Annotated in this window: 23 protein-coding genes and 1 tRNA gene; 20 read left to right on the forward strand and 4 right to left on the reverse strand. The window is 62.6% G+C overall.

The window, feature by feature from the left end:
• Window positions 1–9 precede the first annotated feature (9 nt).
• The 10 genes from AT395_RS10315 (at window position 10) to AT395_RS10360 (ending at window position 9,079) form a co-directional block, all read left to right on the forward strand.
• Window positions 10–999, forward strand: coding sequence for a ferritin-like domain-containing protein (locus AT395_RS10315; protein ID WP_082164804.1), 990 nt, complete (start codon window positions 10–12; stop codon window positions 997–999).
• Between the two features lie 81 nt (window positions 1,000–1,080).
• Window positions 1,081–1,971 (forward strand): alpha/beta fold hydrolase, encoded by an 891-nt coding sequence (locus AT395_RS10320; RefSeq protein ID WP_048629209.1) that lies wholly within the window; start codon window positions 1,081–1,083, stop codon window positions 1,969–1,971.
• A 121-nt stretch (window positions 1,972–2,092) separates the two neighbouring features.
• Window positions 2,093–2,926 carry a 3',5'-nucleoside bisphosphate phosphatase gene (locus AT395_RS10325; RefSeq protein ID WP_048629210.1) on the forward strand — a complete coding sequence of 278 codons (834 nt, stop codon included), beginning with the start codon at window positions 2,093–2,095 and terminating at the stop codon, window positions 2,924–2,926.
• A 12-nt stretch (window positions 2,927–2,938) separates the two neighbouring features.
• Complete coding sequence (locus tag AT395_RS10330) at window positions 2,939–3,565, forward strand: L-threonylcarbamoyladenylate synthase (protein WP_042115448.1); 627 nt, start codon at window positions 2,939–2,941, stop codon at window positions 3,563–3,565.
• Window positions 3,566–3,639: 74 nt separating this feature from the next.
• Window positions 3,640–4,305, forward strand: coding sequence for a site-2 protease family protein (locus tag AT395_RS10335; RefSeq protein ID WP_042115449.1), 666 nt, complete (start codon window positions 3,640–3,642; stop codon window positions 4,303–4,305).
• Between the two features lie 25 nt (window positions 4,306–4,330).
• Window positions 4,331–5,533 carry a tryptophan--tRNA ligase gene (locus tag AT395_RS10340; protein WP_048629211.1) on the forward strand — a complete coding sequence of 401 codons (1,203 nt, stop codon included), beginning with the start codon at window positions 4,331–4,333 and terminating at the stop codon, window positions 5,531–5,533.
• A complete protein-coding gene (locus AT395_RS10345) occupies window positions 5,530–6,126 on the forward strand; it encodes a class I SAM-dependent methyltransferase (RefSeq protein WP_048629212.1) in 597 nt (198 codons plus the stop codon). The genes AT395_RS10340 and AT395_RS10345 overlap by 4 nt, the downstream gene beginning before the upstream one ends.
• Before the next feature lie 42 nt (window positions 6,127–6,168).
• Window positions 6,169–7,086, forward strand: coding sequence for a 4-hydroxy-tetrahydrodipicolinate synthase (gene dapA, locus AT395_RS10350; protein WP_042115452.1), 918 nt, complete (start codon window positions 6,169–6,171; stop codon window positions 7,084–7,086).
• 50 nt (window positions 7,087–7,136) lie between these two features.
• Window positions 7,137–8,279, forward strand: coding sequence for an outer membrane protein assembly factor BamC (bamC, locus tag AT395_RS10355; protein WP_042115453.1), 1,143 nt, complete (start codon window positions 7,137–7,139; stop codon window positions 8,277–8,279).
• 8 nt (window positions 8,280–8,287) lie between these two features.
• Complete coding sequence (locus AT395_RS10360; protein WP_042115454.1) at window positions 8,288–9,079, forward strand: MBL fold metallo-hydrolase; 792 nt, start codon at window positions 8,288–8,290, stop codon at window positions 9,077–9,079.
• Between the two features lie 142 nt (window positions 9,080–9,221).
• Here the strand turns inward: AT395_RS10360 and AT395_RS10365 are convergent, their stop codons facing one another.
• A complete protein-coding gene (locus tag AT395_RS10365) occupies window positions 9,222–9,482 on the reverse strand; it encodes a hypothetical protein (RefSeq protein ID WP_042115455.1) in 261 nt (86 codons plus the stop codon).
• 178 nt (window positions 9,483–9,660) lie between these two features.
• On the reverse strand, window positions 9,661–10,881 hold the full coding sequence (locus AT395_RS10370) for a ribosomal protein uL16 3-hydroxylase (protein WP_048629213.1): 1,221 nt from the start codon (window positions 10,879–10,881) through the stop codon (window positions 9,661–9,663).
• Between the two features lie 239 nt (window positions 10,882–11,120).
• Between AT395_RS10370 and AT395_RS10375 the strand changes: the two genes are divergently transcribed.
• Entirely contained in the window at window positions 11,121–11,648 is a 528-nt protein-coding gene (locus AT395_RS10375) for an FKBP-type peptidyl-prolyl cis-trans isomerase (protein WP_042115457.1), read from the forward strand.
• A 139-nt stretch (window positions 11,649–11,787) separates the two neighbouring features.
• Here AT395_RS10375 and AT395_RS10380 read toward each other — a convergent pair whose 3' ends face one another.
• Window positions 11,788–12,996 (reverse strand): hypothetical protein, encoded by a 1,209-nt coding sequence (locus tag AT395_RS10380; protein ID WP_156219738.1) that lies wholly within the window; start codon window positions 12,994–12,996, stop codon window positions 11,788–11,790.
• 147 nt (window positions 12,997–13,143) lie between these two features.
• Complete coding sequence (gene mutS, locus AT395_RS10385; RefSeq protein ID WP_048629215.1) at window positions 13,144–15,846, reverse strand: DNA mismatch repair protein MutS; 2,703 nt, start codon at window positions 15,844–15,846, stop codon at window positions 13,144–13,146.
• A 361-nt stretch (window positions 15,847–16,207) separates the two neighbouring features.
• Between mutS and AT395_RS10390 the strand changes: the two genes are divergently transcribed.
• The 9 genes from AT395_RS10390 to AT395_RS10430 all read left to right on the forward strand — a co-directional run bounded on the left by AT395_RS10390 (window position 16,208) and on the right by AT395_RS10430 (window position 23,485).
• Window positions 16,208–18,130: a sensor domain-containing diguanylate cyclase gene (locus AT395_RS10390; protein WP_231606136.1), complete on the forward strand. Its 1,923-nt coding sequence runs from the start codon at window positions 16,208–16,210 to the stop codon at window positions 18,128–18,130.
• Between the two features lie 246 nt (window positions 18,131–18,376).
• Complete coding sequence (locus AT395_RS10395; RefSeq protein WP_048629217.1) at window positions 18,377–18,748, forward strand: response regulator transcription factor; 372 nt, start codon at window positions 18,377–18,379, stop codon at window positions 18,746–18,748.
• Between the two features lie 466 nt (window positions 18,749–19,214).
• Window positions 19,215–20,219 carry an NAD(P)H-quinone oxidoreductase gene (locus AT395_RS10400; protein WP_048629218.1) on the forward strand — a complete coding sequence of 335 codons (1,005 nt, stop codon included), beginning with the start codon at window positions 19,215–19,217 and terminating at the stop codon, window positions 20,217–20,219.
• Between the two features lie 181 nt (window positions 20,220–20,400).
• A complete protein-coding gene (tpiA, locus tag AT395_RS10405; protein WP_042118202.1) occupies window positions 20,401–21,168 on the forward strand; it encodes a triose-phosphate isomerase in 768 nt (255 codons plus the stop codon).
• Between the two features lie 92 nt (window positions 21,169–21,260).
• Window positions 21,261–21,629, forward strand: a complete 369-nt coding sequence (secG, locus tag AT395_RS10410; RefSeq protein ID WP_048629299.1) for a preprotein translocase subunit SecG — start codon at window positions 21,261–21,263, stop codon at window positions 21,627–21,629.
• 142 nt (window positions 21,630–21,771) lie between these two features.
• Window positions 21,772–21,856: transfer RNA gene (locus AT395_RS10415), tRNA-Leu, on the forward strand.
• 130 nt (window positions 21,857–21,986) lie between these two features.
• Window positions 21,987–22,346: an NADH-quinone oxidoreductase subunit A gene (locus AT395_RS10420; RefSeq protein ID WP_039368621.1), complete on the forward strand. Its 360-nt coding sequence runs from the start codon at window positions 21,987–21,989 to the stop codon at window positions 22,344–22,346.
• A 48-nt stretch (window positions 22,347–22,394) separates the two neighbouring features.
• Window positions 22,395–22,874: a NuoB/complex I 20 kDa subunit family protein gene (locus AT395_RS10425; RefSeq protein ID WP_010807413.1), complete on the forward strand. Its 480-nt coding sequence runs from the start codon at window positions 22,395–22,397 to the stop codon at window positions 22,872–22,874.
• Window positions 22,875–22,885: 11 nt separating this feature from the next.
• Window positions 22,886–23,485, forward strand: a complete 600-nt coding sequence (locus AT395_RS10430) for an NADH-quinone oxidoreductase subunit C (protein WP_042115461.1) — start codon at window positions 22,886–22,888, stop codon at window positions 23,483–23,485.
• Window positions 23,486–23,487: the final 2 nt, after the last annotated feature.

Consider the following 23,487-nt stretch of genomic DNA (forward strand, 5'->3'; position numbering starts at 1 on the left):
TGTAACGTCATGGCCGATTTCACTCCCGTGCCCGGCGGCGAAGCCGCCCGCAACGCCATATCTGGCAATTCCACCGAACGCTCCCGGGCTGACGACGCTTGCGTTGTGCCCGGTTGCGCCCGGACGCGCGCACTCGCACTCCTGAGGCTGTGCGATCCGTATGAGAAGGCGGCAGGGGTCACTGCGCTTCGCGATGCAGTGCGTGAAGGGGCGGCGCACTGGTATCCGGCGCGCCGCTTTTCGGCGGCTGAAGCAGCTGAAGGGGCTGAAGCGATCGACGAGGCTGGTTCGCCCGGCATGACGGACGTTCCCAGCGATGCAGCGGCGCACGACGCCCGTATTCCCGGGCGTCCCGCATTGCCCCGGTTGGTCTCCCCGCGCGAGTTGAAACACCGTGCCGTTACGTCGGTGGAAGGGCGAGCGGCACTCCTGCACGCGCTCGCTCACATCGAGTTCAATGCGATCAATCTCGCGCTTGACGCCCTGTGGCGTTTCGACGGCCTGCCCACCACGTATTACGACGACTGGTTGCAGGTCGCGGCGGAGGAGGCATACCACTTCGCTTTGCTCGCGGCGCATCTGAAAACCCTGGGAGATGCCTACGCCTATGGCTGCTTCCCGGCACACGACGGCTTATGGGAAATGGCGCGCAGGACGTCCGGCGACTGGCTGGCGCGCCTCGCGCTGGTGCCGCGCACACTGGAAGCCCGCGGACTGGATGCCAGCCCGCCGATCAAGGCGAAGCTGGCCGGCGCAGGCGACGCCGCCGGTGCCGCCATTCTCGACATCATCCTGCGCGACGAAATCGGGCATGTCGCCATCGGCAACCGTTGGTTTCGCTGGGGCTGCGAGCGTGCCGGGTGCGATCCTGTCGAGACATACGCCCGGCTGGCGGCCCAATACGGTGCACCGCGCTTGCGAGGGCCGTTCAATCTGGAGGCGCGCCGGGCGGCGGGCTTCGACGACGACGAACTCGCGGCCCTTCAGGCGGGTGAGTAGCCGTGCGGCCGATGGGCCAATTTTGATGCCGATATACTCGGCATTCCTCAATCGTTTCGATATTCACTATCTGCCAGTGTCATGACCGATTCGCGATCCGAGTTTCTGACTGTGCGTGGCCTGCGCCATCATGTCCGGCAGTGGGGCGCGCCCGGTGCGCCGAAGCTGTTCTTGTTGCACGGGTGGATGGACGTGTCGGCGTCATTCCAGTTTGTGGCGCAAACGCTCGCACAGCGCTGGCATCTGCTTGCGCCCGACTGGCGCGGTTTCGGCCTCACGGACTGGCCGGTGGCCGATGGCCGCTGCGGCAGTTACTGGTTTCCCGACTATCTAGCCGATCTTGAGGCGTTGCTCGACGTCTACACCGAGCCCGGCGAAGCCATCAACCTGATCGGTCACAGCATGGGCGGGAACGTTGCCTGCCTGTATGCCGGTGTGCGACCGGCGCGCGTTCGGCGGCTTGTCAATCTGGAGGGCTTCGGTCTGCCGCCGTCTCAGCCGATCGCGGCGATCCGTCAACTCGGGCGGTGGCTCGACGACTTGCAGAGTGCGCCGACGCTGCGTCCGTACGCCTCGCTGGACGACGTGGCCGCGCGCTTGCGCAAGACGAATCCGCGACTCCTCCCCGAACGGGCGGCGTGGCTGGCTCAGCGATGGGCGCGTCAGACACGCGACGGGCAATGGCACTTGCTTGCGGATGCGGCTCACAAGATTGCCAATCCGTACCCTTACCGGCTCGACGAGGCAATGGCCGTGTGGGGCAATGTCAGCGCACCCGTGTTGCATGTCGAGGCGACGGATTCGGAGGTGTTGCAGCACTTCGTCGGGGCGCAGGGCAAAGAGGCGTTCCGTGAGCGTTTCGAGGTCTTTCCGAATTTGACGGAGGCCTTCGTGGCTGACGCGGGCCACATGCTGCATCACGATCAACCGGAAGCCGTGGCGCGGCTGATCGACGACTTCTGCCGGGAGTAGGCCGGCTCCGGCATGCAGGCAACTCGCGTCGCGTGCACTTGAGCGGTAGAATGAAGCCGTCATTACAACGTCATGTGCCGGCCTGTGGCGGGTCAGACGTGTCACAGCCTGGCGGCTCATCATGCTCAACGCGGATCTTCATTGTCATTCCAAGGTGTCGGACGGTACGCTTAGCCCGTCTGAAGTGGCGCAGGTCGCTTTCGAGGCCGGTGTCGACCTTTGGGCGCTGACGGATCACGACGAGATCGGTGGCCAGCGCGAAGCGCGTGCGGCGGCCGAGGCGCTGGGCATGCGGTATGTGAGCGGTGTGGAGATTTCCATCACCTGGGCCAATCGCACCGTGCATATCGTGGGGCTGAACATCGACCCCGACAATCCCACGCTGATCGACGGCCTCGCGGCAACGCGCGGCGGGCGGGCGGCGCGAGCCGAGCAGATGAGCGAACAACTGGCGGCGGCGGGTATTCCGGGGGCCTACGAAGGGGCACTGCGCTACGTTGGCAATCCTGACCTGATTTCGCGCACGCACTTCGCCCGCTATCTGGTGGAGATCGGCAAATGCGCGTCGGTCTCGGACGTGTTCTCGAAATATCTCGCGGAAGGGCGCCCTGGGTATGTCCCGCATCGCTGGGCGACGCTCGAGAATTCCGTGAAATGGATTCGCGGCGCGGGCGGCATTGCCGTTGTGGCGCATCCGGGCCGCTACAAATTTTCGCCGCTGGAATTCGGGGTACTGTTCGATCAGTTCCGCGAATTGGGCGGCGAAGCGATCGAAGTGATTACCGGCAGCCACACGCCGGAGCAGTATCGCGAGTACGCCGAGGTCGCGCGTCAGTACGGTTTTCTGGCGTCGCGCGGCTCGGATTTCCATGGACCGACCGAGAGCCGTGCGCTGCTCGGTAAGCTGCCTGCGCTGCCCGACGATCTCACCCCGGTCTGGAGCCGCTGGCAGTAACCTTCGGACGCTATGTCGCAATTCTTCCAGATTCATCCGGAAAATCCTCAGTCACGACTCATCAAACAGGCCGCCCAGATCATCGACAAGGGCGGCATCGTCGCGTTGCCGACCGATTCGAGCTACGCGATTGCCTGTCATATCGACGACAAGCTGGCCGTCGATCGTCTGCGCCGTATTCGCGGCCTCGACGAGAAGCAATTACTGTCGCTGCTGGTGCGCGATCTGTCGGAACTGGCGGAGTTCGCGATCGTGGACAACCGGCAATACCGCCTGATCAAGGCGACTACGCCGGGGCCCTATGTGTTCATTCTCGAGGCAACGAAGGAAGTGCCGCGCCGCCTCTCTCATCCTTCGCGAAAGACCATTGGCCTGCGGGTGCCGGAGCATGCCATTACGCTCGCGTTGCTTGAGGAACTGGGTCAGCCGCTGCTTGCCACCACGCTGATTCTGCCGGGCGAAACCGAGCCGCTGAACGACCCTGAGGAGATCCGCGAGCGACTGGAAAAGCAACTGGATCTGGTGATCGATGGCGGCGCCTGCCCGAAAGAACCGTCGACGGTGCTCGATCTGACGGTCACGCCGCCCGAGGTGTTGCGCAGGGGGCGCGGCTCACTGGCACCCTTCGGGCTATCGTGAGGGGACAAGCCCCCCCCCGCTTTGCAATGCGCGGTAATACTTGCGCACCGGTCTGCTTGTTACAATAGTCGGCTATGAATGCAGACCTGATCCAGACCATTGCGGTCTACGCGCTCCCTGTCCTCTTTGCGATCACCTTGCACGAGGCCGCGCACGGCTACGTCGCGAAATATTTCGGCGACCCCACCGCCTTTCTGATGGGGCGCGTAACGCTCAATCCCCTCAAGCATATCGATCCGATCGGCACGGTACTCGTGCCGCTCGCGCTTTACTTCATGACGAGCGGGGCATTCCTGTTCGGTTACGCGAAGCCGGTGCCGGTCGCGTTCGGCAGCCTGCGCAATCCGCGCGTCGACACAATCTGGGTGGCGCTTGCGGGGCCGCTCTGCAACTTCATTCAGGCCATTCTCTGGGCCGTGTTCGGCCTCGGCCTGCAAGTGGTCGGCGTACACGAGCCATTCTTCATGATGATGGCGCAGGCCGGGCTGCTGGTGAACCTTGTGATGTGCATGTTCAACCTGTTTCCGGTGCCGCCGCTCGACGGTGGGCGCGTGCTTGTGTCGCTGCTGCCGGCGCGCGCAGCCTACGCGCTCTCGCGCGTGGAACCTTTCGGCTTTTTCATCGTGATGGCGCTGGTGGTGAGCGGCGTGCTCGGCCGTGTGTGGCTGTGGCCGCTCATTCAATGGGGGCGAGACGTCATCGTCTGGATGCTCACGCCGCTGCTGTCGCTGGTTTCCTGAAGTTTTTGCAGAACATAACAACACCATGTACCCCGAACGCGTTTTTTCCGGCATGCGCCCGACAGGTCGCCTGCATCTCGGCCACTATCACGGTGTGCTCAAAAACTGGATTCAGCTTCAGTCGGAGTACCCGTGCTACTTCTGCGTGGTCGACTGGCATGCGCTCACGACGCACTACGAAACGCCGGAAGTCATCGAGCAGAACGTATGGGACGTGCTGGTCGATTGGCTGGCCGCCGGGATAGATCCGAATCAGGCCACGCTCTTCATCCAGAGCAAGGTGCCTGAGCACGCCGAACTGGCGTTGCTCATTGGCATGAGCACGCCGCTGGGCTGGCTGGAACGCGTGCCCACGTACAAGGAGCAGATCGAGAAGCTCAAGGAAAAGGACCTCTCGACGTATGGCTTCCTGGGGTATCCGGTGCTGATGGCGGCCGACATTTTGCTCTATCGCGCGTTGCATGTGCCGGTGGGTGAGGATCAGGTGCCTCATGTGGAAATGACGCGTGAAATTGCGCGGCGCTTCAACTATCTTTACGGCCGTGAAGCCGGCTTCGAAGAGAAGGCGCTGGCGGCGGCGCGCAAGCTGGGCGGCAAGCGCTCGAAGCTGTATCTGGAGCTGCGTACGGCTTATCAGGAGCAGGGTGACGACGAAGCGCTGGAGCAGGCCCGTGCAATGCTCTCCGAGTCGCAATCGTTGTCGTTGGGCGACCGCGAGCGGCTCTTCGGTTATCTCGAAGGCGCGCGCAAGCTGATTCTGGTCGAGCCGCAGGCACTGCTTACGCCGGCGTCGCGCATGCCGGGGCTCGACGGCCAGAAGATGTCGAAGTCCTATAACAACACCATCGGTTTGCGCGAAGACGCCGAATCGATCACCAGGAAAGTGCGCACAATGCCCACCGATCCGGCGCGTGTGCGTCGCACCGATCCGGGCGATCCGGAGAAGTGCCCGGTGTGGCAGTTGCATCAGGTCTATAGCGACGACGATACGCGCGAGTGGGTGCAGAAGGGCTGCCGCAGTGCCGGCATCGGTTGTCTCGAGTACAAGCAGCCGGTGATCGAGGGCATTCTGCGCGAGCAGCAGCCGATGCTCGAACGTGCGCAAAAGTACATGGACGATCCGTCGCTGTTGCGCGCCATCGTGGCCGACGGTTGTGAGAAGGCTCGAAAATCCGCGCAGGAAGTCATGCGCGACGTGCGCGAAGCCATGGGGCTGCAATATTCATGACGCATTCTGCCGTTCCCGGCATGTTGCACGGCGTTGGCGCACCGTCGCCGTGGCTGGTGCGTTGGGCGCATCTCATTGCGCCCGGCGCGCGCGTGCTGGATCTGGCGTGCGGCCACGGGCGCCACGCGCGCTGGCTTGCCGCTCGCGGGGCACAGGTTACGGCCATCGATCGCGATGAGGCGGCGCTTGCCACGATGTCAATGCTGGCGAACGTCACGACACTGAAGGCCGATCTCGAGGAGGCGCCGTGGCCGTTGGCCGAACGCGCGACATTCGATGCCGTGGTGGTCACGAACTACCTGCACCGGCCGCTGCTTTCGCGCATTGCCGAGAGCGTGGGACCGGGCGGCGTACTGATTTATGAGACCTTTGCGCAGGGAAACGAAAGATACGGAAAGCCGTCCAATCCGCTGTTTCTGCTGGCTCCCGGTGAATTGTTCGACGCGGCGCGTGCAGCGAATCTGCGTGTCACGGCATACGAGGACGTCACGTTGCCGTCACCGCGTGCGGCGTGTGTGCAGCGCTTGTGCGCTACGCGTGCCGCCCCCGGGGAAAACCCCGGCACTGCCGCGCTGTACGAGGCGGGCACGTAATCCGCTACAATCCACCCTTATCGCTGAATTGTTCGATCAACCATGACTACCCAAACTCCGATTCAAGGCAGTATCGTCGCGATTGTCACGCCGATGGCAGAAGACGGCAGCCTTGACCGTGAAGCACTGCGTAACCTCATCAACTGGCATGTCGACGAAGGCACCGACGGCATTGTGATCGTCGGTACCTCGGGCGAATCGCCGACGGTGAACGTCGAGGAGCATTGCGAACTCATCGAGATCGCCGTGCAGCAAGCGGCCGAAGCCGGCAAGTCGCGTGGCCGCAAGGTGCCGGTGATCGCAGGCACGGGCGGCAATTCGACGGCGGAAGCCATTGAGCTGACGAAGCATGCGAAGCAGGTGGGCGCCGACGCGTCGCTGCAGGTCGTGCCGTACTACAACAAGCCTACGCAGGAAGGTCAGTACCAGCACTTCCGCGCCATTGCCGAAGCCGTTGAGCTGCCGGTCATCCTCTATAATGTGCCTGGCCGTACCGTGGCAGACGCCAGCAACGATACGTTGCTGCGTCTGGCGCAAGTGCCTGGCATCGTTGGCGTGAAAGACGCCACGGGCAATCTGGATCGTGGCATCGACCTGATCCGGCGTGCCCCGAAGAGCTTCGCCGTGTACAGCGGCGACGACCTGACGGCTGTGGCGCTCATGCTCATGGGCGGTCAGGGTAATATCTCGGTCACTGCCAACGTGGCACCGCGTGCGATGCACGAGTTGTGCGTCGCTGCGCTGGCCGGCAATGTGGCCAAGGCACGGGAACTGCAATTCCAGTTGTTCGAACTGCACCGTGCCATGTTCGTCGAAGCCAATCCGATCCCCGTGAAATGGGCGCTGCAACAGATGGGCATGATCGCGTCGGGCATCCGCCTGCCGCTCACGCCGCTTGCGCAGGCGTATCAGGACACGGTGCTGGGTGCCCTCAAGTCGGCGAACATCGCCGTTGTCTAAGCTGTCGTTCAAGCACCCGGGTTCGATTGCCCACCCTTTTTTTGCGACTCATGAAACGAATCGTCAGTAATTCCGTAGCTCGTCCCGTGCTGGCATGGGCCGCTATTGCCTCGTTGGCCCTCGTCGCCGGATGCAGCTCCCTCTCGAGCGCCTTGTCCTCGGATAAGGTGGACTACAAAAGCTCGAAGACCGGCCCCTCGCTCGACGTTCCGCCGGATCTGACGAACGTTCAGGCCACCGACCGTAAGTACGTTTCTCCGGCCGGTACCGCCACGCTGTCGACTTACGAGACGCAGCAGAAGGTCGTGGCGACGAATCCGACGGATACCGTGCTGCCGGCGGTGCCGGGCATGAAGGTCGTGCGCGACGGCAACGAGCGCTGGCTCGTGATTCAGAAGGCCCCGGGCGATCTGTGGCCGACGCTGCGTGAATTCTGGCAAGAGAACGGCTTCGTACTGACGATCGATTCGCCGGACACGGGCGTGATGGAAACCGACTGGGCCGAGAACCGCGCAAAGCTGAATCAGGACATCATCCGCGATCTGCTTGGCAAGGTGCTTGATGGCCTGTATTCGACCGGCGAACGCGATCGTTTCCGCACCCGCGTGGAGCGTGATCCGAACGGCGGCACGGACGTCTACATTACGCACCGCCGTATGGTGGAAGTGTTCACGAACTCGCAGAAGGACACGACCAAGTGGGAGCCGGCGCCGAACGATCCGGGCCTGGAGGCAATCTTCCTGACCAAGCTGATGCAGCGTTTCGGTGCGCAAACCGAACAGGCGCAGGCGCAGGTCGAGAATGCCAAGTCGGGTGTGCCGACGAGTCAGGTCGTGAAGACGGCAGACGCTGCTTATCTTGACATCAACGAGCCGTTCGATCGCGCGTGGCGTCGTGTTGGCGTTGCGCTCGATCGCGGTAACTTCACCGTGGACGATCGCGATCGTGCGAAGGGGCTGTACTTCGTGAGCTATGTCGATCCGGCAACGCTCGCCAAGGATAATGGCTTCTTCTACAGCCTGTTCCATGCGAAGGAAGTGCAGGACAGCAAGAAGGCCAAGAAGTACAGCGTGAACGTGCAGGGTCGTGGCGACAGCCAGACGCGCGTGCAGGTGCTCGACGACAAGGGTAACGTCGATAATTCGCAGATCGCGCAGACGATCATCGGTGTGATCAGCAACCAGCTCCGTTAAGGCGGGGTGTGCGGTTCGCTAGTTTAGGCAGCGGCAGCGAAGGCAATGCCCTGCTGGTGGAGGCGTCGGAAGGCGCCTCCACGACACGCATTCTCCTCGATTGCGGTTTCTCGATGCGAGAGGTTGAGCGACGCCTGGCGGCTCGCTCGATCGACGTGGCGTCACTCGACGCCATCGTCATTACGCATGAGCATGCCGATCACATCGGCAGTGCCCTTTCCCTCACGCGCAAGTACCGGATTCCCCTCATCATGAGCTGGGGAACGGGGCAGGCTGTCAAAGTCCACGCGACGCTCAAGACGGGCGAAGACGACGCACTCGTGCGCTGGTGTCGTTCCGACGAGCGGCTGGCCGTGGGCGGAATCGAGCTGCATCCCTACACGGTGCCTCACGACGCCCGCGAGCCGCTCCAGTTTGTATTCTCCGACGGCGCACGCCGTCTGGGGGTACTCACGGATGCCGGGTCCCCGACGGCCCATCTGATCGCCACACTGGGCGGTTGTGACGCTCTGGTGCTCGAATGCAATCACGACCGTGAAATGCTGGCCAACAGCAAGTATCCGCCCTCACTCAAGGCGCGCATTGGCGGCACATATGGTCATCTGGCCAACGAGGCGGCGGCTGAGATACTTGGCGCGATCGACAGGACGAAGTTGCAGCGTGTGATTTGTGCGCATTTAAGCGAGCAGAACAATACGCCCGAACTGGCCATGGCGGCGATGTCCGCAGTCATCGGTACTGAGGCTACGGAGATCCTCGTGGCAACGCAGTCAGGGGGCTTTGACTGGCTGACGTGCTAGTGCTGCGAGCGTTTTGCGCAGGGCGCCGTCTGAAAGGGCGACGTGCCTGGAGCGAATGCGAAGTGTGTGAAACGCGGGGACAACAAAAAAGCCGGTCGAAAGACCGGCTTTTTTTGCTCAACTGCCTTGCGGCAGCGAGAGCTTACTTGCTTGCAGCAGCGTCAGCAGCCGAAGCAACGGCGTCAGCAGCAGCGCCAGCAGCCGAAGCGGCCGTGTCAGCAGCAGCACCGGCAGCCGAAGCAGCCGAGTCAGCAGCAGCGCCAGCAGCCGAAGCAGCGTCCGAAGCAGCCGCAGCAGCCGAAGCGGCAGCGTCAGCGGCCGGAGCAGCGGCTTCTTCCTTCTTGCCGCAGGCGGTCAGAGCCATGGCAGCCAACAACGAAGCGACGAGGAGAGACTTCTTCATGATCACGTCCTTTTATGGTAGAAGACAAGCGAATGAATATTAGTTACGGTAATACGCTCTTGCCAGCGCAAAGCCGATTGCGAGACTTTGGCAATTGAGGATTACCCTTGGTCATGCAAGCTGCTTGGCGAGAAATTATATTGGGTTTTCCCCAACGCGTCACGTCAATCTCGCGCATTTACCCCGCTTTTTTCCTTACGGCGCGCAACTTTCGCACGGTCTTCGAGTCTGGTTCGAGTTGCAGCCATCCCGAAGCATACCAATCGTACAGAATTTCGACGATTTCTTGGCTATTTTGCTCGAAATTCGTACATTCCTCAGCATTCAGCTTACGCTGGTCGGCAATGCGTCGTAACGTCGATCGCGCACCGGCGGGCACTTCAAGCGGCTCGCCGTTGACGTAGTATCGGTTGCGTCGATACAACAATTGCGTCTTTGGCGAGAGCGTCAGACCACGCAATGCGGCTTCGCGCACGAAGCGTGCCTCCGAAAGCGGCGTTTCCGGCGGGTCGAAAAACACATGAGACTTCGGTTCACTCAGCCAGCGACCAAGGAAATCCTCTACCTCTTTCTGTCCCCAGCGCACCTTCTCCAGTTGCGAGACGAGCGTGTCGATCATGGCGTCGGGCAAGGCGGCCGGGTGTTTGACGGCAGGTTGCGACGGATCGGCGTATCGGCCAGCGAAATGGCGTGCAAACGACAATTCCGGGGCGTTCTCCGCAAGGTAGTACAGGAAGTTCTGCAACATCTCTTGCTCGAGCGGTGCGCGAAAACCGATCGAGTACGTCATGCACTCGCCCTCGGCCACGCCGTCGTGCGCATAGCCTGGGGGCAGGTACAGCATGTCGCCCGGCTCGAGTACCCATTCCTCTTCCGCTTCGAAATGCTTCAGGATGCGAAGTGGTACATCCTCAAGCCACGTCGTGTCACGTTGTGGCCCGATGCGCCAGCGCCGCTTGCCATGCGCTTGCAGTAGAAATACGTCGTAAGAGTCGAGGTGCGGGCCGACACCGCCGCCGTCGGTGGCGTAGCTGATCATCACGTCGTCGAGACGCGCGTCGGGAATGAAGCGAAACTGTTGCATGAGCGCGTCGACGGCCGGCGCGTGCAGATTCACGCCTTGCACGAGCAGCGTCCACTGCTTGCGCGTCAGCGGCGGCAGATCGTCGGCATCGAACGGGCCATGCTCGAGTTGCCAGCGCTTTCGCGCGTGGCTGACAAGTCGAGACTCGACGTCGTCCTGTGCGGCAAGAGCGAATAGCGCGTCGCGCGAGAGGGGCGCGGTGAAGCCGGGGATCGCCTGCCGGATGAGCAGCGGGCGCTTGTGCCAATAGCGCTTCATGAAGGCCTCGGGGGCGAGGCCGCCGAGCAGGGGCGATGTGGGGCGGGATGTCGTCATGCGAAGTTCGATGCTTTAAAAGTGACGGCGGAGGTGACGGCAGCGTCTCGCGTCATCCGATTGCGATCTGAGACGAGCGAACGGCAAGGTGCTGCGATGCGCGCAATACTGCGGTGCAATTCGCTCGGGACAGGAGCGCGCGATACACGCGTTTGTGGTCGCCGATACCGCTTCGGGTCGTTGCCGGGTCGCTGTCATACGGCTGCGCGTATAATGCGGGCTGTTTTCCGGAGAGTTTGATGAAGATCGAAAAGAATACCGTCGTCTCGGTGACTTATAAGTTGTCGGACGCTCAGGGCAACCTGATCGAAGAAAGCGGCGCCGAGCCGATGGTTTATCTGCACGGCGGCTATGATGGCACGTTCCCCAAGATCGAGGAAGCGCTCGATGGTCAGGACGTCGGCTATGAGACCCAACTCCAACTGGAACCGGATGACGCATTCGGCGACTACGATTCCGAGTTGGTGAAGATCGAAGAGCGTGGCCGTTTCCCGGAGCCGCTCGAAGTCGGCATGCAATTCGAAGGCACGCCGGAAGATGGCGACGAAGAGTCCGACACGCTGATCTACACGGTGACGGACGTCGCAGACGACAAGGTCGTGCTCGACGGCAATCATCCGCTCGCCGGCATGGCGCTGCGCTTCGAGTTGAAGGTGACCGACGTGCGTCAGGCGACGGAAGAGGAAGTCGAGCACCAGCACGCGCATGGCGCGTCGGGGCTCGAAGTCGTCGACGAAGACGAAGACGACGCACCGACGCTGCACTGAGCTGCCGGCAGTTGCATGGCCGCTTCAGGGGCGGCAGGTAACGCACGACGTGCAAGCGTCTTGGCAGGACATTCGCCGGGTCAGGCGCATTGCACAACGCAATGCGTCAGGCCCGGCGTTTGCATTTCGAGCGCCGGATTCAGCGACCGGGGGCGGCGGGGTGCGGAGTGGTATTGGGCGGGAGTGCCGGTCCGATGGGCATGACCCCCTGATTGGGATCGGAGCTGGTCGCGCTGCTCGAACCGGCGCCGGTAGCGACGCCGGACGACGGATAGAGGGCAGAGTAGGGCGCTGCGTGGGGCACAGTGCCTGTCGCGGTTCTGCCCGGCTCGGGATTCAGCGGGACGGCCGCAGCCGGTACCGCGCCGTTGCCGCGTTGACTGCCGGGCGCAGGCGAGCTGCCGACGGGCAACATCATGCCTTCGAAACGGAACAGTTGCGGTGCTCGCGGGTCGACACGCACGCGTACCCAGCGGTTTGCTGCGGGAGAGCCGAAACTGCTCAGTTGCGTGAACGACCTGACCGGCGCGCCATGGGCGTCGCGCAACGGTTGCGTGTGACGCATCGTTTTGCCGCTGTCGATCAGCAGGATCGGCCCTTTGAAGCGGCTGGCGAGTCGTTGCAATTGCGTCCTGAAATCCTTGTAGCCGTCAATGCCGCGTCGCCCGGAGCGATCCGAGAAAATGCCGCCGAGGCCGCCACTGCGCGCCGGCTCGAACTCGGGGTCCGCCTGCGCGACGATGACCATGCCAATGGCGTCCTTCTGCTGGGCGTAGACAGCCGCGTGCTGCAACCACACGCGCGTTGCAATCACGCGATCTTCATATTCGCCGTTGCGCCCGCCTGCCGAGCGGTAATTGTTGTTATTGCCGGGAAGGTTCAGGCCAACGAACACCACGCCGCGATAGAACCACCGCACGTTTTCTCGATACTGACGAAAGCGCGCCATTTCGCTTTGACGCGTGAGATCGAACTGTGCGAAACCCACCGGGCCGGGACCGAGCAGCGCGTCGTCGTCGAAGGCGTGATCGCGTAGAAAATCAAGGCGCTCCACGGGGTTGTAGTTCCCCTCGCCGGCGCGTTGGCAATCGGCCCAGTCGTTGGCGCCGGGCACATACATCAGTGGTTTGGGGGAGCTGGCGAGCAGACTCAGACGTTGCGTGACGAGTTCGTCGCGGCACGACTCATTGATGTCTTTGAAATTTCCCGCGTGAATAACGAAGGCGGCCTGCGTGTCGCCAATGTTGGCCAGCACGCTGCGCACCACCGGCACTTCGGTATTGCCGAACGGGGTATTGCCGAGCACGGCAAAATCGAACGGCGGTGGTTTGGGCGGGCTTTTGGCCATGGTTTTTGCCGCCGGCTTCGCAGTACTCTGTGCCGCTGCCGCAAATGCCGAACCCGACGCCAGCGCGAGTGCCACAAGGCACACGGCAAATAAGCCCGTGCCGGATCGGCGAGGCGCGCGTAGGCGGCGCAGGGTCGACATGGTGGCTCAGGGCGTGGCGCGGCCGTCCATCAGGCCCCGCAGTTCGTACAGCAGGTCGAGTGCCTCGCGCGGGCGCAGGTCGTCCGGATCGATGCTGGCCAGACGCGCCAGCGCGGCCTCTGCCGCGGGATCGAGGGCTGCGGCGCGATGCGAATTGCCTTGCGCCCCTTGCGGTGCCGCCGCGTTGTCGGCATCGTCGTCGAGATCGTCTTCGACGCTCGCTCGCGTTGCAAACAGATCGAGCTGAGGCGCCGCTGGATCCAGCGCCTGCTGTTCGAGCAACGCCAGATGTTTGCGCGCTGCACGAATGACCGGCATCGGCACACCAGCGAGCTGCGCGACCTGCAAACCGTAGCTCTGGCTCGCGGGGCCGTCCTGCACCGTGTGCAGGAACACGATGCCTTCGCCATGCTCTACGGCCGACAGATGCACGTTCGCGCATTGCGGGAATTCATCGGGGAGTTGCGTCAGTTCGAAATAGTGTGTGGCGAACAACGTGTAGCAGCGGTTATGGCCGAGCAGATGGCGCGCAATCGCCCAGGCGAGCGCGAGACCGTCGAATGTCGACGTGCCCCGGCCGATCTCGTCCATCAACACCAGGCTCTGGTCGGTCGCGGTGTGCAGAATGGCTGCCGATTCGGTCATCTCGACCATGAAGGTCGAGCGGCCGCCCGCGAGGTCGTCCGACGCGCCGATACGCGTAAAGATCGCGTCGAGCGGCCCGAGGCGTACAGCCTCGGCGGGCACGTAGCAGCCCACGTAAGCGAGCAGGGCGATCAGTGCCGTCTGACGCATGAACGTCGACTTGCCGCCCATGTTCGGGCCGGTGATGAGCAGCAGGCGGCGGGCATCGCCCAGCGAGCAATCGTTGGCGATGAAGCGCTCCACCTGTTGCTCGACGACCGGATGACGACCCTGGCGAATATCGACGACGCGGTCCTGCACCAGCTCGGGCTTTACCCAGCCCAGCGTCTCGGCGCGTTCGGCCAGCGCAGCGAGCACGTCCAACTGGGCGAGTGCCTGCGCAATGCGCTTGAATTCGGTGATGTGCGGCAGCAGGGCTTGCAGCAATGCGTCGTACAACACTTTTTCTCGCGCGAGCGAGCGCTCCTGCGCCGAGAGTGCCTTGTCTTCAAACGTCTTCAGTTCCGGCGTGATGTAGCGCTCGGCGTTCTTCAGGGTCTGGCGGCGGCGATAATCGTCGGGCACCTTGTCGGTCTGGCCGCGAGTGACTTCGATATAGAAGCCGTGCACCTTGTTGAACTCGACCCGCAAATTGTTGATGCCGGTACGTGCGCGCTCGCGCGTTTCCAGATCGACGAGAAACTGCCCGCAGTTCTCCGAGATATCGCGCAATTCGTCGAGATCGGCGTCGTAGCCGCGAGCGATAACGCCGCCGTCGCGCACCATCGCTGCGGGCTCTTCCGCCACGGCGCTCGTGAGCAGGGCGAGCGCAGCGTCGGGAATGGCGAGGTCTTCGTGCAGAATCGCCAGCAGCGGCGAGTTCGCTTCGACGGCGCGCAGCGTGGTGTGCAATTCGGGCAGACGGCGCAGGGCGTCGCGCAGGCTCGACAGATCGCGCGGCCGCGCCGTGAGCAGCGCCAGACGCGCCGTAATCCGCTCGACATCCGCCACATGCCGTAATTCACTATTCAGTGCGCGCCACGTGCCAGCGCCCTCGAGCAGCGTGGCGATGGCCAACTGGCGCGCTTGCGGCACTTGTTGGTCGCGCATCGGGTGATGAAGCCAGTGACGCATCAGACGGCTGCCCATCGTGGTGCCGCAGGTGTCGAGCAACGAGAGCAGCGTGGGCGATTCGGTGCCGCGCAGCGTTTCGGTGAGCTCCAGATTGCGGCGGGTCGCGGCGTCCAGACCAATATAGGCGGCTTCCCGCTCCACGTTCAGACTTTGCACATGGCGCAGCGACTGGCCCTGCGTGGCGGCTGCGTACTGAAGTAACGCGCCTGCCGCGCCCAGCGCCGGGTTCAGGCCATCGCAGCCAAAGGCCGTCAGGCTGGCGACACCGAGTTGATCGCGCAGGCGCTGCGTACCGGCGGCGGTGTCGAAATGCCAGTCGGGCACGCGGGTCGTGGTGCCGAGGGAGAAGTCCTTGAAGTCTTCGAGCGCGCTGTCGGGCACCAGCGTCTCGGCGGGGCGAATGCGCTCGAGTTCGCGCGGCAGCTTGTCGGCAGCCACTTCCATGAGACGCAATTCGCCGCTCGCGAGCGACAGCCAGGCCAGACCGGCCATGCGCTCGCTGGCGCGCCGCGCCGGCGGCATCTGCACGGCAAGCAGATACTGATCGACCTTATCGCTGAGCAGGGCGGCGTCGGTAAGTGTGCCGGGGGTGACGATGCGCACGACCTTACGCTCTACCGGGCCTTTCGAGGTGGCCGGATCGCCGATCTGTTCGCAGATGGCGACCGACTCGCCGAGCTTGACCAGCTTGCCGAGATATTGCTCCACGGCGTGATGCGGAACCCCGGCCATGCGAATCGGCTGACCGCCGGACTGACCGCGTGCGGTCAGGGTAAGGTCGAGCAGGCGCGCGGCTTTGGCCGCGTCGTCATGGAACAGCTCGTAGAAGTCGCCCATGCGGTAGAAGACGAGCATGTTCGGATGCTCGGCCTTGATGCGCGTGTACTGCTGCATCATCGGCGTCATCGGTGCGGTGGCGGCTGGGGCGGGAGTGGCTTGGGTGCTCGTCATGAATGAATTCGGGTCGGGCGAGTCGGGTCACGATGCTCCCCGGCGGGTTGCCCCTGCCGGGAATATCTTGCGATGAGCCGGCATGCGGCATGCCGGTTCGCACCATCGTGGCGCGTTGGATGCGCAATTTTACGACGGCTTTGACACGCAACGTCATATGACGTGCTGCGATGTCGCCTGCGCGTGTCGATGAGACTGGCACACGAAGGCGACGAATTATTCTCAAGTTTCCTGAAAATGTGCCGTTTCGGGTGGTAAGCTCTCGCAAAAATTACCAAAAGCAGTACAAGCTACTCTCGCACGGGCCAGTATGGTGAAGTCGTTGAAGGGACGAGTCGCGTTGGCGACAGCGCTCGTGTCCATGATATTGATCGTCGGTTTGGCCGTGGGTATCGAGTTTTTCGTCTATGGGGAATTGCGAAGCTCGATGCAGGCGCAGCTTGACTCGCAGGTCAAGCTCGTCGCCGATCAACTCGACGACAAAATGCGCGGCAAGTTTCTCGCATTGCATCGCATGTCCCGCCATATCGGCGATCCTCGCACCATGACACCCGCGCAGTTCGACGCCTTTGCCAATGTGTCGGTGTCGGTGCCCGAGACGTTCAACACGCTTTTCGTGGCTGCAACCGACGGCCAGATGCTCTACGACTCGACGTTTTCGTCCACGCCCATCAATATTTCCGATCGCGATTACTTTCGGCAATTGCTCGCAGGCGCACCGCAAGCGGCGTCGAGCGTGATCGCGGGCAGGATCACAAACTCGCCGGGCATGGTGCTCGCGGTGCCCATCACCAACGCCCAGGGCGAGGTGACGGCCGTGATCGGCGGGGCGGTCAATCTGCTGCGGCAGAACTTCATCGTCGATCTGGCAAGCAATGCCATCGGGGAGACCGGGCGCTATTGCCTGGTGACCAATGAAACACCGCCGCGGTACGTGATTCAGGCGGACGTGACGAAGATTCTCACCCCCGTAGGGCCGGCGCAGACATTGTGCGGCATTCGCGACGCCGACTCGCACGAACTCCTGCACATGCACCCGCTCGTTGCACGCGCGCCCATGACGACAACCGGCTGGTCGGTCGTGGCGGTAGTGCCGGGGGCGGAAGCCTTCGATCCTCTCGCGCGGGTGCGGCGCCGTGTAGTCATTCTCGCGATTGCCGCGATCGGCGTGGCGGCGTTCGCCATGTGGTGGATGGCGCGGTGCATGCTGCGTCCGCTCGATACGCTGCGTGATCTCGTGCAGCGCAGCGCCGGCGATATGCGCGCCGTGCAATCGCTGCCCGTGCAGCGAGCCGACGAGATCGGGGCGCTCGCGAATACGTTTCGCAACATGATGGAGCAGTTGGGGGATCGCACGGAAGCGCTGGAAATGTCGCGCGAAGCGGCGCGCGCGAACGTGCGTCGCATGCAGGAGATCGCAGACCGTGTGCCTTATCTGGTGGCGTTTCTCGATGGCGACGAGCGCTTCGCGTTTGTCAATCGTGCCTGCGAGTTGCGATTGCGCCGTTCGCGCGAACGCATTCTCGGTGCCACGGCGCGCGAGTTGCTCGGCCCGTCGCTCTATCGCGAATTCGCCCCCTACCTATCGAGGGCTTTTGCGGGCGAGGCGGCCACTTTCGTCTGGGACTTTGGCGAAGACGCCGCGTATCGCTGCTTCGAAGTGAGCTATCAGCCGGAGTGGGCGACACATAATGTTCTCGCTGGCGTTCACGTGTTCGTGCGCGACATTACCGTCGAGCGCTCGAACGAGCGCCGCTGGCGGCGCGAGTCGCACACCGATCATCTGACCGGGCTGCTCAATCGTAAGGGCTTCGATCAGGCGCTGGCCAATGCCGTGCGGCGTGCGCGCGAAGGTGCCGGTGCGCAGGCGCTGTTGTTCGTCGATCTGGATCGCTTCAAAGTGGTCAACGACACCTGGGGGCATGCGTTGGGCGACGAGTTGCTGCGTCGTCTGGCCAAACGGCTTGTGGCCAGTGTGCGGGAAAGCGATGCCATCGCCCGCTTCGGCGGCGACGAGTTCGCCGTCATCATGGGCGATGTGCAGGACGTCGACGACGTGGAGCGTACGGCGATGTCGATTCTCGATCTGGCGTCGCGGCCGATGGTGCTGTCCGTGGGCGAGGTCACGGTGGGGGCGTGTGTCGGCGTGGCGATGGTGGCGCGCGGCGAGGATCTGACGCCCGACATGTTGTTCGAGGCGGCGGACCGTGCGCTATACAACGCCAAACATGGCGGACGCGGGCGCTTTGTGCTCAGCGACAGTGTTGCCGGACGTCTGGTGTAAGCGGGCGCTCACCGGGGCAGCGCGATGCCTTGCGGGTATCGGGCGGCATGCGTTGGTTTTTATCGCGAAGAGAACCCTTCGAGGGCCGCTGTGCATTAGGAAACGGCAATCGAACATGCTGTCGCGATGAGCTTCTGTGAAGTTACGAGCGTGAATTGTCTGACGCACAATGAGCGACGCCGGCCGTTGGTTGCTCACCGTGCTCGACGGTTTTGGCGTGAGGAAGTCTTCATATAGGAGGCGAGTATGAAACTTGAGGGCGGACGAAGCCGGGCAACAACGCGGGCGGTTTCCGACGCAGGATGGCGCGAGACTGGCGTGCGCCGTGAGCCGCCGCGGGCATCGCATCGGGGGCCGCGATCGCGGCAGGGTACCGATGCGCGCGAAGACAAACCGAGGCATCTGAGTTTGTCGGTTCGCGAGAACGAAGTGTTTCACATGCTGGTCGACGGCCTGGCCGTCAATGAAATTGCGCATGCAATGCACTCGAGCGAGCGAACGATCGCAGCGCATGTCGCAAATATTCTGCACAAGCTCGCGCTAGACGACAGTGCAGACCTGATCGGCTATGCCATCCGGCACGGGCTGATCGACGAAGGGGTGGAAGGCGTCGCCTGACGGTCCTTCCGGGGCGGGTGTCGCTGGCTTGCCCCAAACAGCCGGCTCTCTCCTTTCGGGGCTAATCCGGCGCGTCGCGCAAGGTCGTCACGATCCCACGCGACGCGCCCGCCAACGGGAGGCGAACGTCGCCGACTACGCCTGCAAAAATGACGATCGCCAGTCGTCCGCCCAAGCGCGATCCGTCTCTCGAATGGCCTTTGTGCCCGACCTCAGCGTTCCGAACGGGGTCGACGAGTCTCGAATATTCCCGATTGTGTCCAAACTGGGGCAAAGCCCGATTGGGCAGCCAACACGATCGCGCAGTCGGTGATAAGGTACCGGCTCGACACAATTTTCCCGGAGGGCGAGTGTTGCTGCGGGCACACCTTGATGTGCGCGGTGGTGGCATTGCCCTCACGACCCCAACGAGACAGGCGGCCCGCGATAACGCGAGGACATCGCCCCGAGAACCGAGGACAAACACATGAAGGCGATCGAGATCACCCAATACGGCGCACCCGAAGTGCTCAAACTCACCGAGCGGCCGCGTCCCGAGCTGAAGCCGGGCGAAGTGCTTATCAAGGTCACGGCGTCGGGCGTGAATCGCCCCGATGTGCTGCAACGCATTGGCCAGTACCCGGTGCCGCCGGGGGCCTCGGATCTGCCGGGGCTGGAGGTGGCGGGAGAGATCGTCGAAGGCGCACTTGATGGCGCTGACAATCGCTGGGGTCTGAAGGTCGGCTCGCGCGTGTGCGCGCTGGTGCAGGGTGGCGGCTATGCCGAGTACTGCGCGGCGCCGCTCGCGCAGGTGTTGCCAGTGCCGGAAGGGCTGTCGGACATCGAGGCGGCGTCGCTGCCCGAGACGTTCTTCACCGTTTGGAGCAACGTGTTCGATCGCGCCCGTCTTGGCGAGACCGAGGCCGGCGAGAAGGAGACGCTGCTGGTGCAGGGTGGCACAAGCGGCATCGGCGTGACGGCCATCCAGCTTGGCGTAGCGCTTGGCCACCGTGTGTTCGCGACGGCGGGGTCCGACGAGAAGGCCCGGGCGTGCGAAGCGCTCGGCGCGGAACGAGGCATCAATTACAAGACCGAGGATTTCGTCGCTGTCGCCAAGGCGTTGACCCAGGACCGCGGCGTGGATGTCGTGCTCGACATGGTGGGCGGCGATTACCTGCCTCGGGAAGTGCAGGCGCTGGCGTTTGACGGCCGCATCGCCATCATCGCATTGCTCGGCGGAAGCAAAGCCACGCTGGATATGGGGGCGCTGCTGCGTCGCCGTCTGACGGTGACCGGCTCCACGTTGCGCCCGCGCTCGGTGGCATTCAAGGCGGCGATTGCCAAGAACCTGTACGAGAAGGTCTGGCCGTTGTTCGCCGCAGGCAAGATTCGTCCGGTGATTTATCAGACGTTCCCGGCCGAACAAGCAGACAAGGCTCACGCTTTGATGGAAACCAGTACGCACGTTGGCAAGATCGTGTTGACCTGGTAAGCGCGCTGGCGTCGATTGGTGGTGTGAATCCGCGTGAAATACTTGTTTCATGCGGATTTGCACGCCCCAAAGCCGCCGAAATTGACCCCCATGCCCCGGACACACTAGAATGAGAGGTTTTTCGTCCATACGCATCGGGGGATAAGGCGTGACAACTGGTACTGCAGCTTCGGCTCGCACCATCAGCCGTAAGGCTGGCAAGCTCGTCGTGGGCAATTGGAAACTGCATGGCAGCCTGGCCGGCAATGAGGCGCTTTTGGGCGACCTGCTGGCATCGCCGGTGCTGAGTGCGCCGGGCGTGATTGCGGCCGTATGTGTGCCGTTCCCCTATCTCGCGCAATGCCAGGCCCGCCTTTCGGGGCAGGTATTGGGTTTCGGTGCGCAAGATGTTTCGGCGCAAGTCGGTGGCGCGTTCACGGGCGAGGTCGCGGCAAAGATGATTGCCGAGTTCGGCGCGCAGTTCGTGATCGTGGGGCACTCGGAGCGCCGTACGTATCACGCCGAGACCGACGCGAATGTCGCTGCCAAGACGGTGCGCGTGATCGACGCGGGCATGACGCCGATCGTGTGTGTGGGCGAAACGCTCGCCGAGCGCGAGGCGGGCGAGACGAAGGCCGTGGTCACGCGTCAGCTCGAAGCGGTACTCGCTTCGTTGACGGCGGAGCAGGCTGGGCAAATCGTCGTTGCCTACGAGCCGGTCTGGGCGATCGGTACAGGCAAGACGGCAACGTCGGCCGAGGCGCAGGAAGTGCACGCCCATTTGCGCTCGCTGTTGCGCGCGAAGGGTGAGGCGGTCGCGGATGTGGCGGTGTTGTACGGTGGAAGTGTGAAGCCGGACAACGCGGCGGAGCTGTTTTCGATGGCGGATGTCGATGGTGGTCTGATCGGTGGCGCGGCGTTGAAGGCGGCAGATTTTCTGGCAATTTGCGAGGCGGGACTGTCGCGCTGATGGCCAATGCCATTTTGTAATGGCATGAAATAGTCATGATGCGGTGCATCAAAAATGCACCGCAAATCGGATTCTTCTATACGGGTGATGAGATGGGGTTGTTGAAAACGTTGTTGATCGTGGTGCAGGTGCTTTCCGCGCTGGGCATCATCGGTCTGGTGTTGCTTCAGCATGGCAAGGGTGCCGACATGGGCGCTGCATTCGGTAGCGGTTCGTCGGGCAGTCTCTTCGGTGCTTCGGGGTCTGCGAACTTCCTGTCGCGTACCACGGCGGTGCTGGCGGCCGTATTTTTCGTGACCACGCTGGGTCTCACGTATCTCGGTTCGTACAAGCCGGCGGCAAATATCGGTGTCCTTGGTAATTTGCCTGCGGCGACTTCGCCGTCGGCGGCGTCGGCACCGGGGGCGGCAAGTGCTCCGGCGCCGGCTTCCGTAGCGAATCCGCAAGACGTGCCCAAGTAATTGGCAACGCGTTTGTGACAAGTAATAAGCCGTAAAGAAAATCGAAAAAAATTCGATTTGTGCATTGAACAAAATGCCGAAGGGCGCTACTATAGCGGTCTTGAAGCGATTCGTAAGTGACAGCGGATTGCAGACTATGAATGCCGACGTGGTGAAATTGGTAGACACGCTATCTTGAGGGGGTAGTGGCGAAAGCTGTGCGAGTTCGAGTCTCGCCGTCGGCACCACAGTTCTACGATGCCAGCCTTGCGTTTATGCTTTGGCTGGCATTTTATTTTGTGCTCACCGTTCATCCGCTTTCCGGTCCCCACACCATCGACGAGAGCGGTTCTTTGAACTAACCGAAAGAGGGTAGAGTTGAACCTCGGAACCTATTATCCCGTCCTGCTGTTTCTTCTGGTAGGTGGCGGTCTTGGGGCGGTACTGATTGGCGTCGGTAAATTTCTCGGCCCCAACAATCCCGACAGCGAAAAACTCTCTCCGTACGAGTGCGGCTTCGAGGCATTCGAAGACGCGCGCATGAAGTTCGATGTGCGCTACTATCTCGTCGCCATCCTTTTCATCCTGTTCGATCTCGAAACGGCATTTCTGTTTCCGTGGGGCGTTGCTCTGCGCGATATCGGCTGGGTGGGCTTTATCTCCATGATGGGTTTCCTGCTTGAACTGCTCGTCGGTTTCGTGTTCCTGTGGAAGCGCGGTGCGCTTGACTGGGAATAAGACCGTCAACGTATTTGGCAGCATTGCAGAAGGATTCAGGGTAAGCATATGAGCATCGAAGGGGTTTTGCGCGAAGGGTTTGTCACCACCACGGCTGACAAACTCATCAACTGGACGCGCACGGGTTCGCTTTGGCCGATGACGTTCGGCCTCGCGTGTTGTGCCGTTGAAATGATGCACGCTGGCGCGGCGCGTTACGATCTGGACCGGTTCGGCGTGGTATTCCGCCCGAGCCCGCGTCAGTCGGACGTGATGATCGTGGCCGGTACGCTGTGCAACAAGATGGCACCCGCGCTGCGCAAGGTGTACGACCAGATGGCCGAGCCGCGTTGGGTGATCTCGATGGGGTCGTGTGCCAACGGCGGCGGCTACTATCACTATTCCTACTCGGTGGTGCGCGGTTGCGATCGCATCGTGCCAGTCGACGTCTACGTGCCGGGCTGTCCGCCGACGGCCGAGGCGCTCGTCTACGGCATCATCCAGTTGCAGTCAAAGATCAAGCGGACTGCGACGATCGCGCGTAAATAACCGTTACCGCCATGTCTAAACTAGAACAACTCAAGACCACCCTGCAAAACGTGCTTGGCCCCCGTGCCGAGCAGTTGGTGGAAGCCCTCGACGAGCTGACGCTGACCGTCAAGGCGAGTGACTATCTCGAGGTGGCGCGCACGCTGCGCGATCATCCCGATCTGAAGTTCGAGCAACTGATGGACGTTGCCGGCATGGACTACTCGGCTTACGGCGACGGTCTCTACGACGGTCCGCGCTATGCCGCCGTCTCGCATCTGCTCTCGCTGACCCACAACTGGCGTCTGCGTGTGCGCGTGTTCGCGCCGGAAGACGATCTGCCGGTCGTGGCGTCGTTGATCGATCTGTGGAGCTCGGCGAACTGGTTCGAGCGCGAAGCCTTCGATCTGGTCGGTATCGTGTTCGAAGGTCACCCGGATCTGCGTCGCATTCTGACGGACTACGGCTTCATCGGTCACCCGTTCCGCAAGGACTTCCCGACGTCCGGTTACGTCGAGATGCGTTACGACCCGGAACAGAAGCGAGTGATCTACCAACCGGTGACGATCGAGCCGCGCGAAATTACGCCGCGCATCATCCGCGAAGAGCATTACGCCGGTCTGAAACATTAAGG

The sequence above is a fragment of the Pandoraea apista genome, from assembly GCF_001465595.2.
Lineage (GTDB): Bacteria > Pseudomonadota > Gammaproteobacteria > Burkholderiales > Burkholderiaceae > Pandoraea > Pandoraea apista.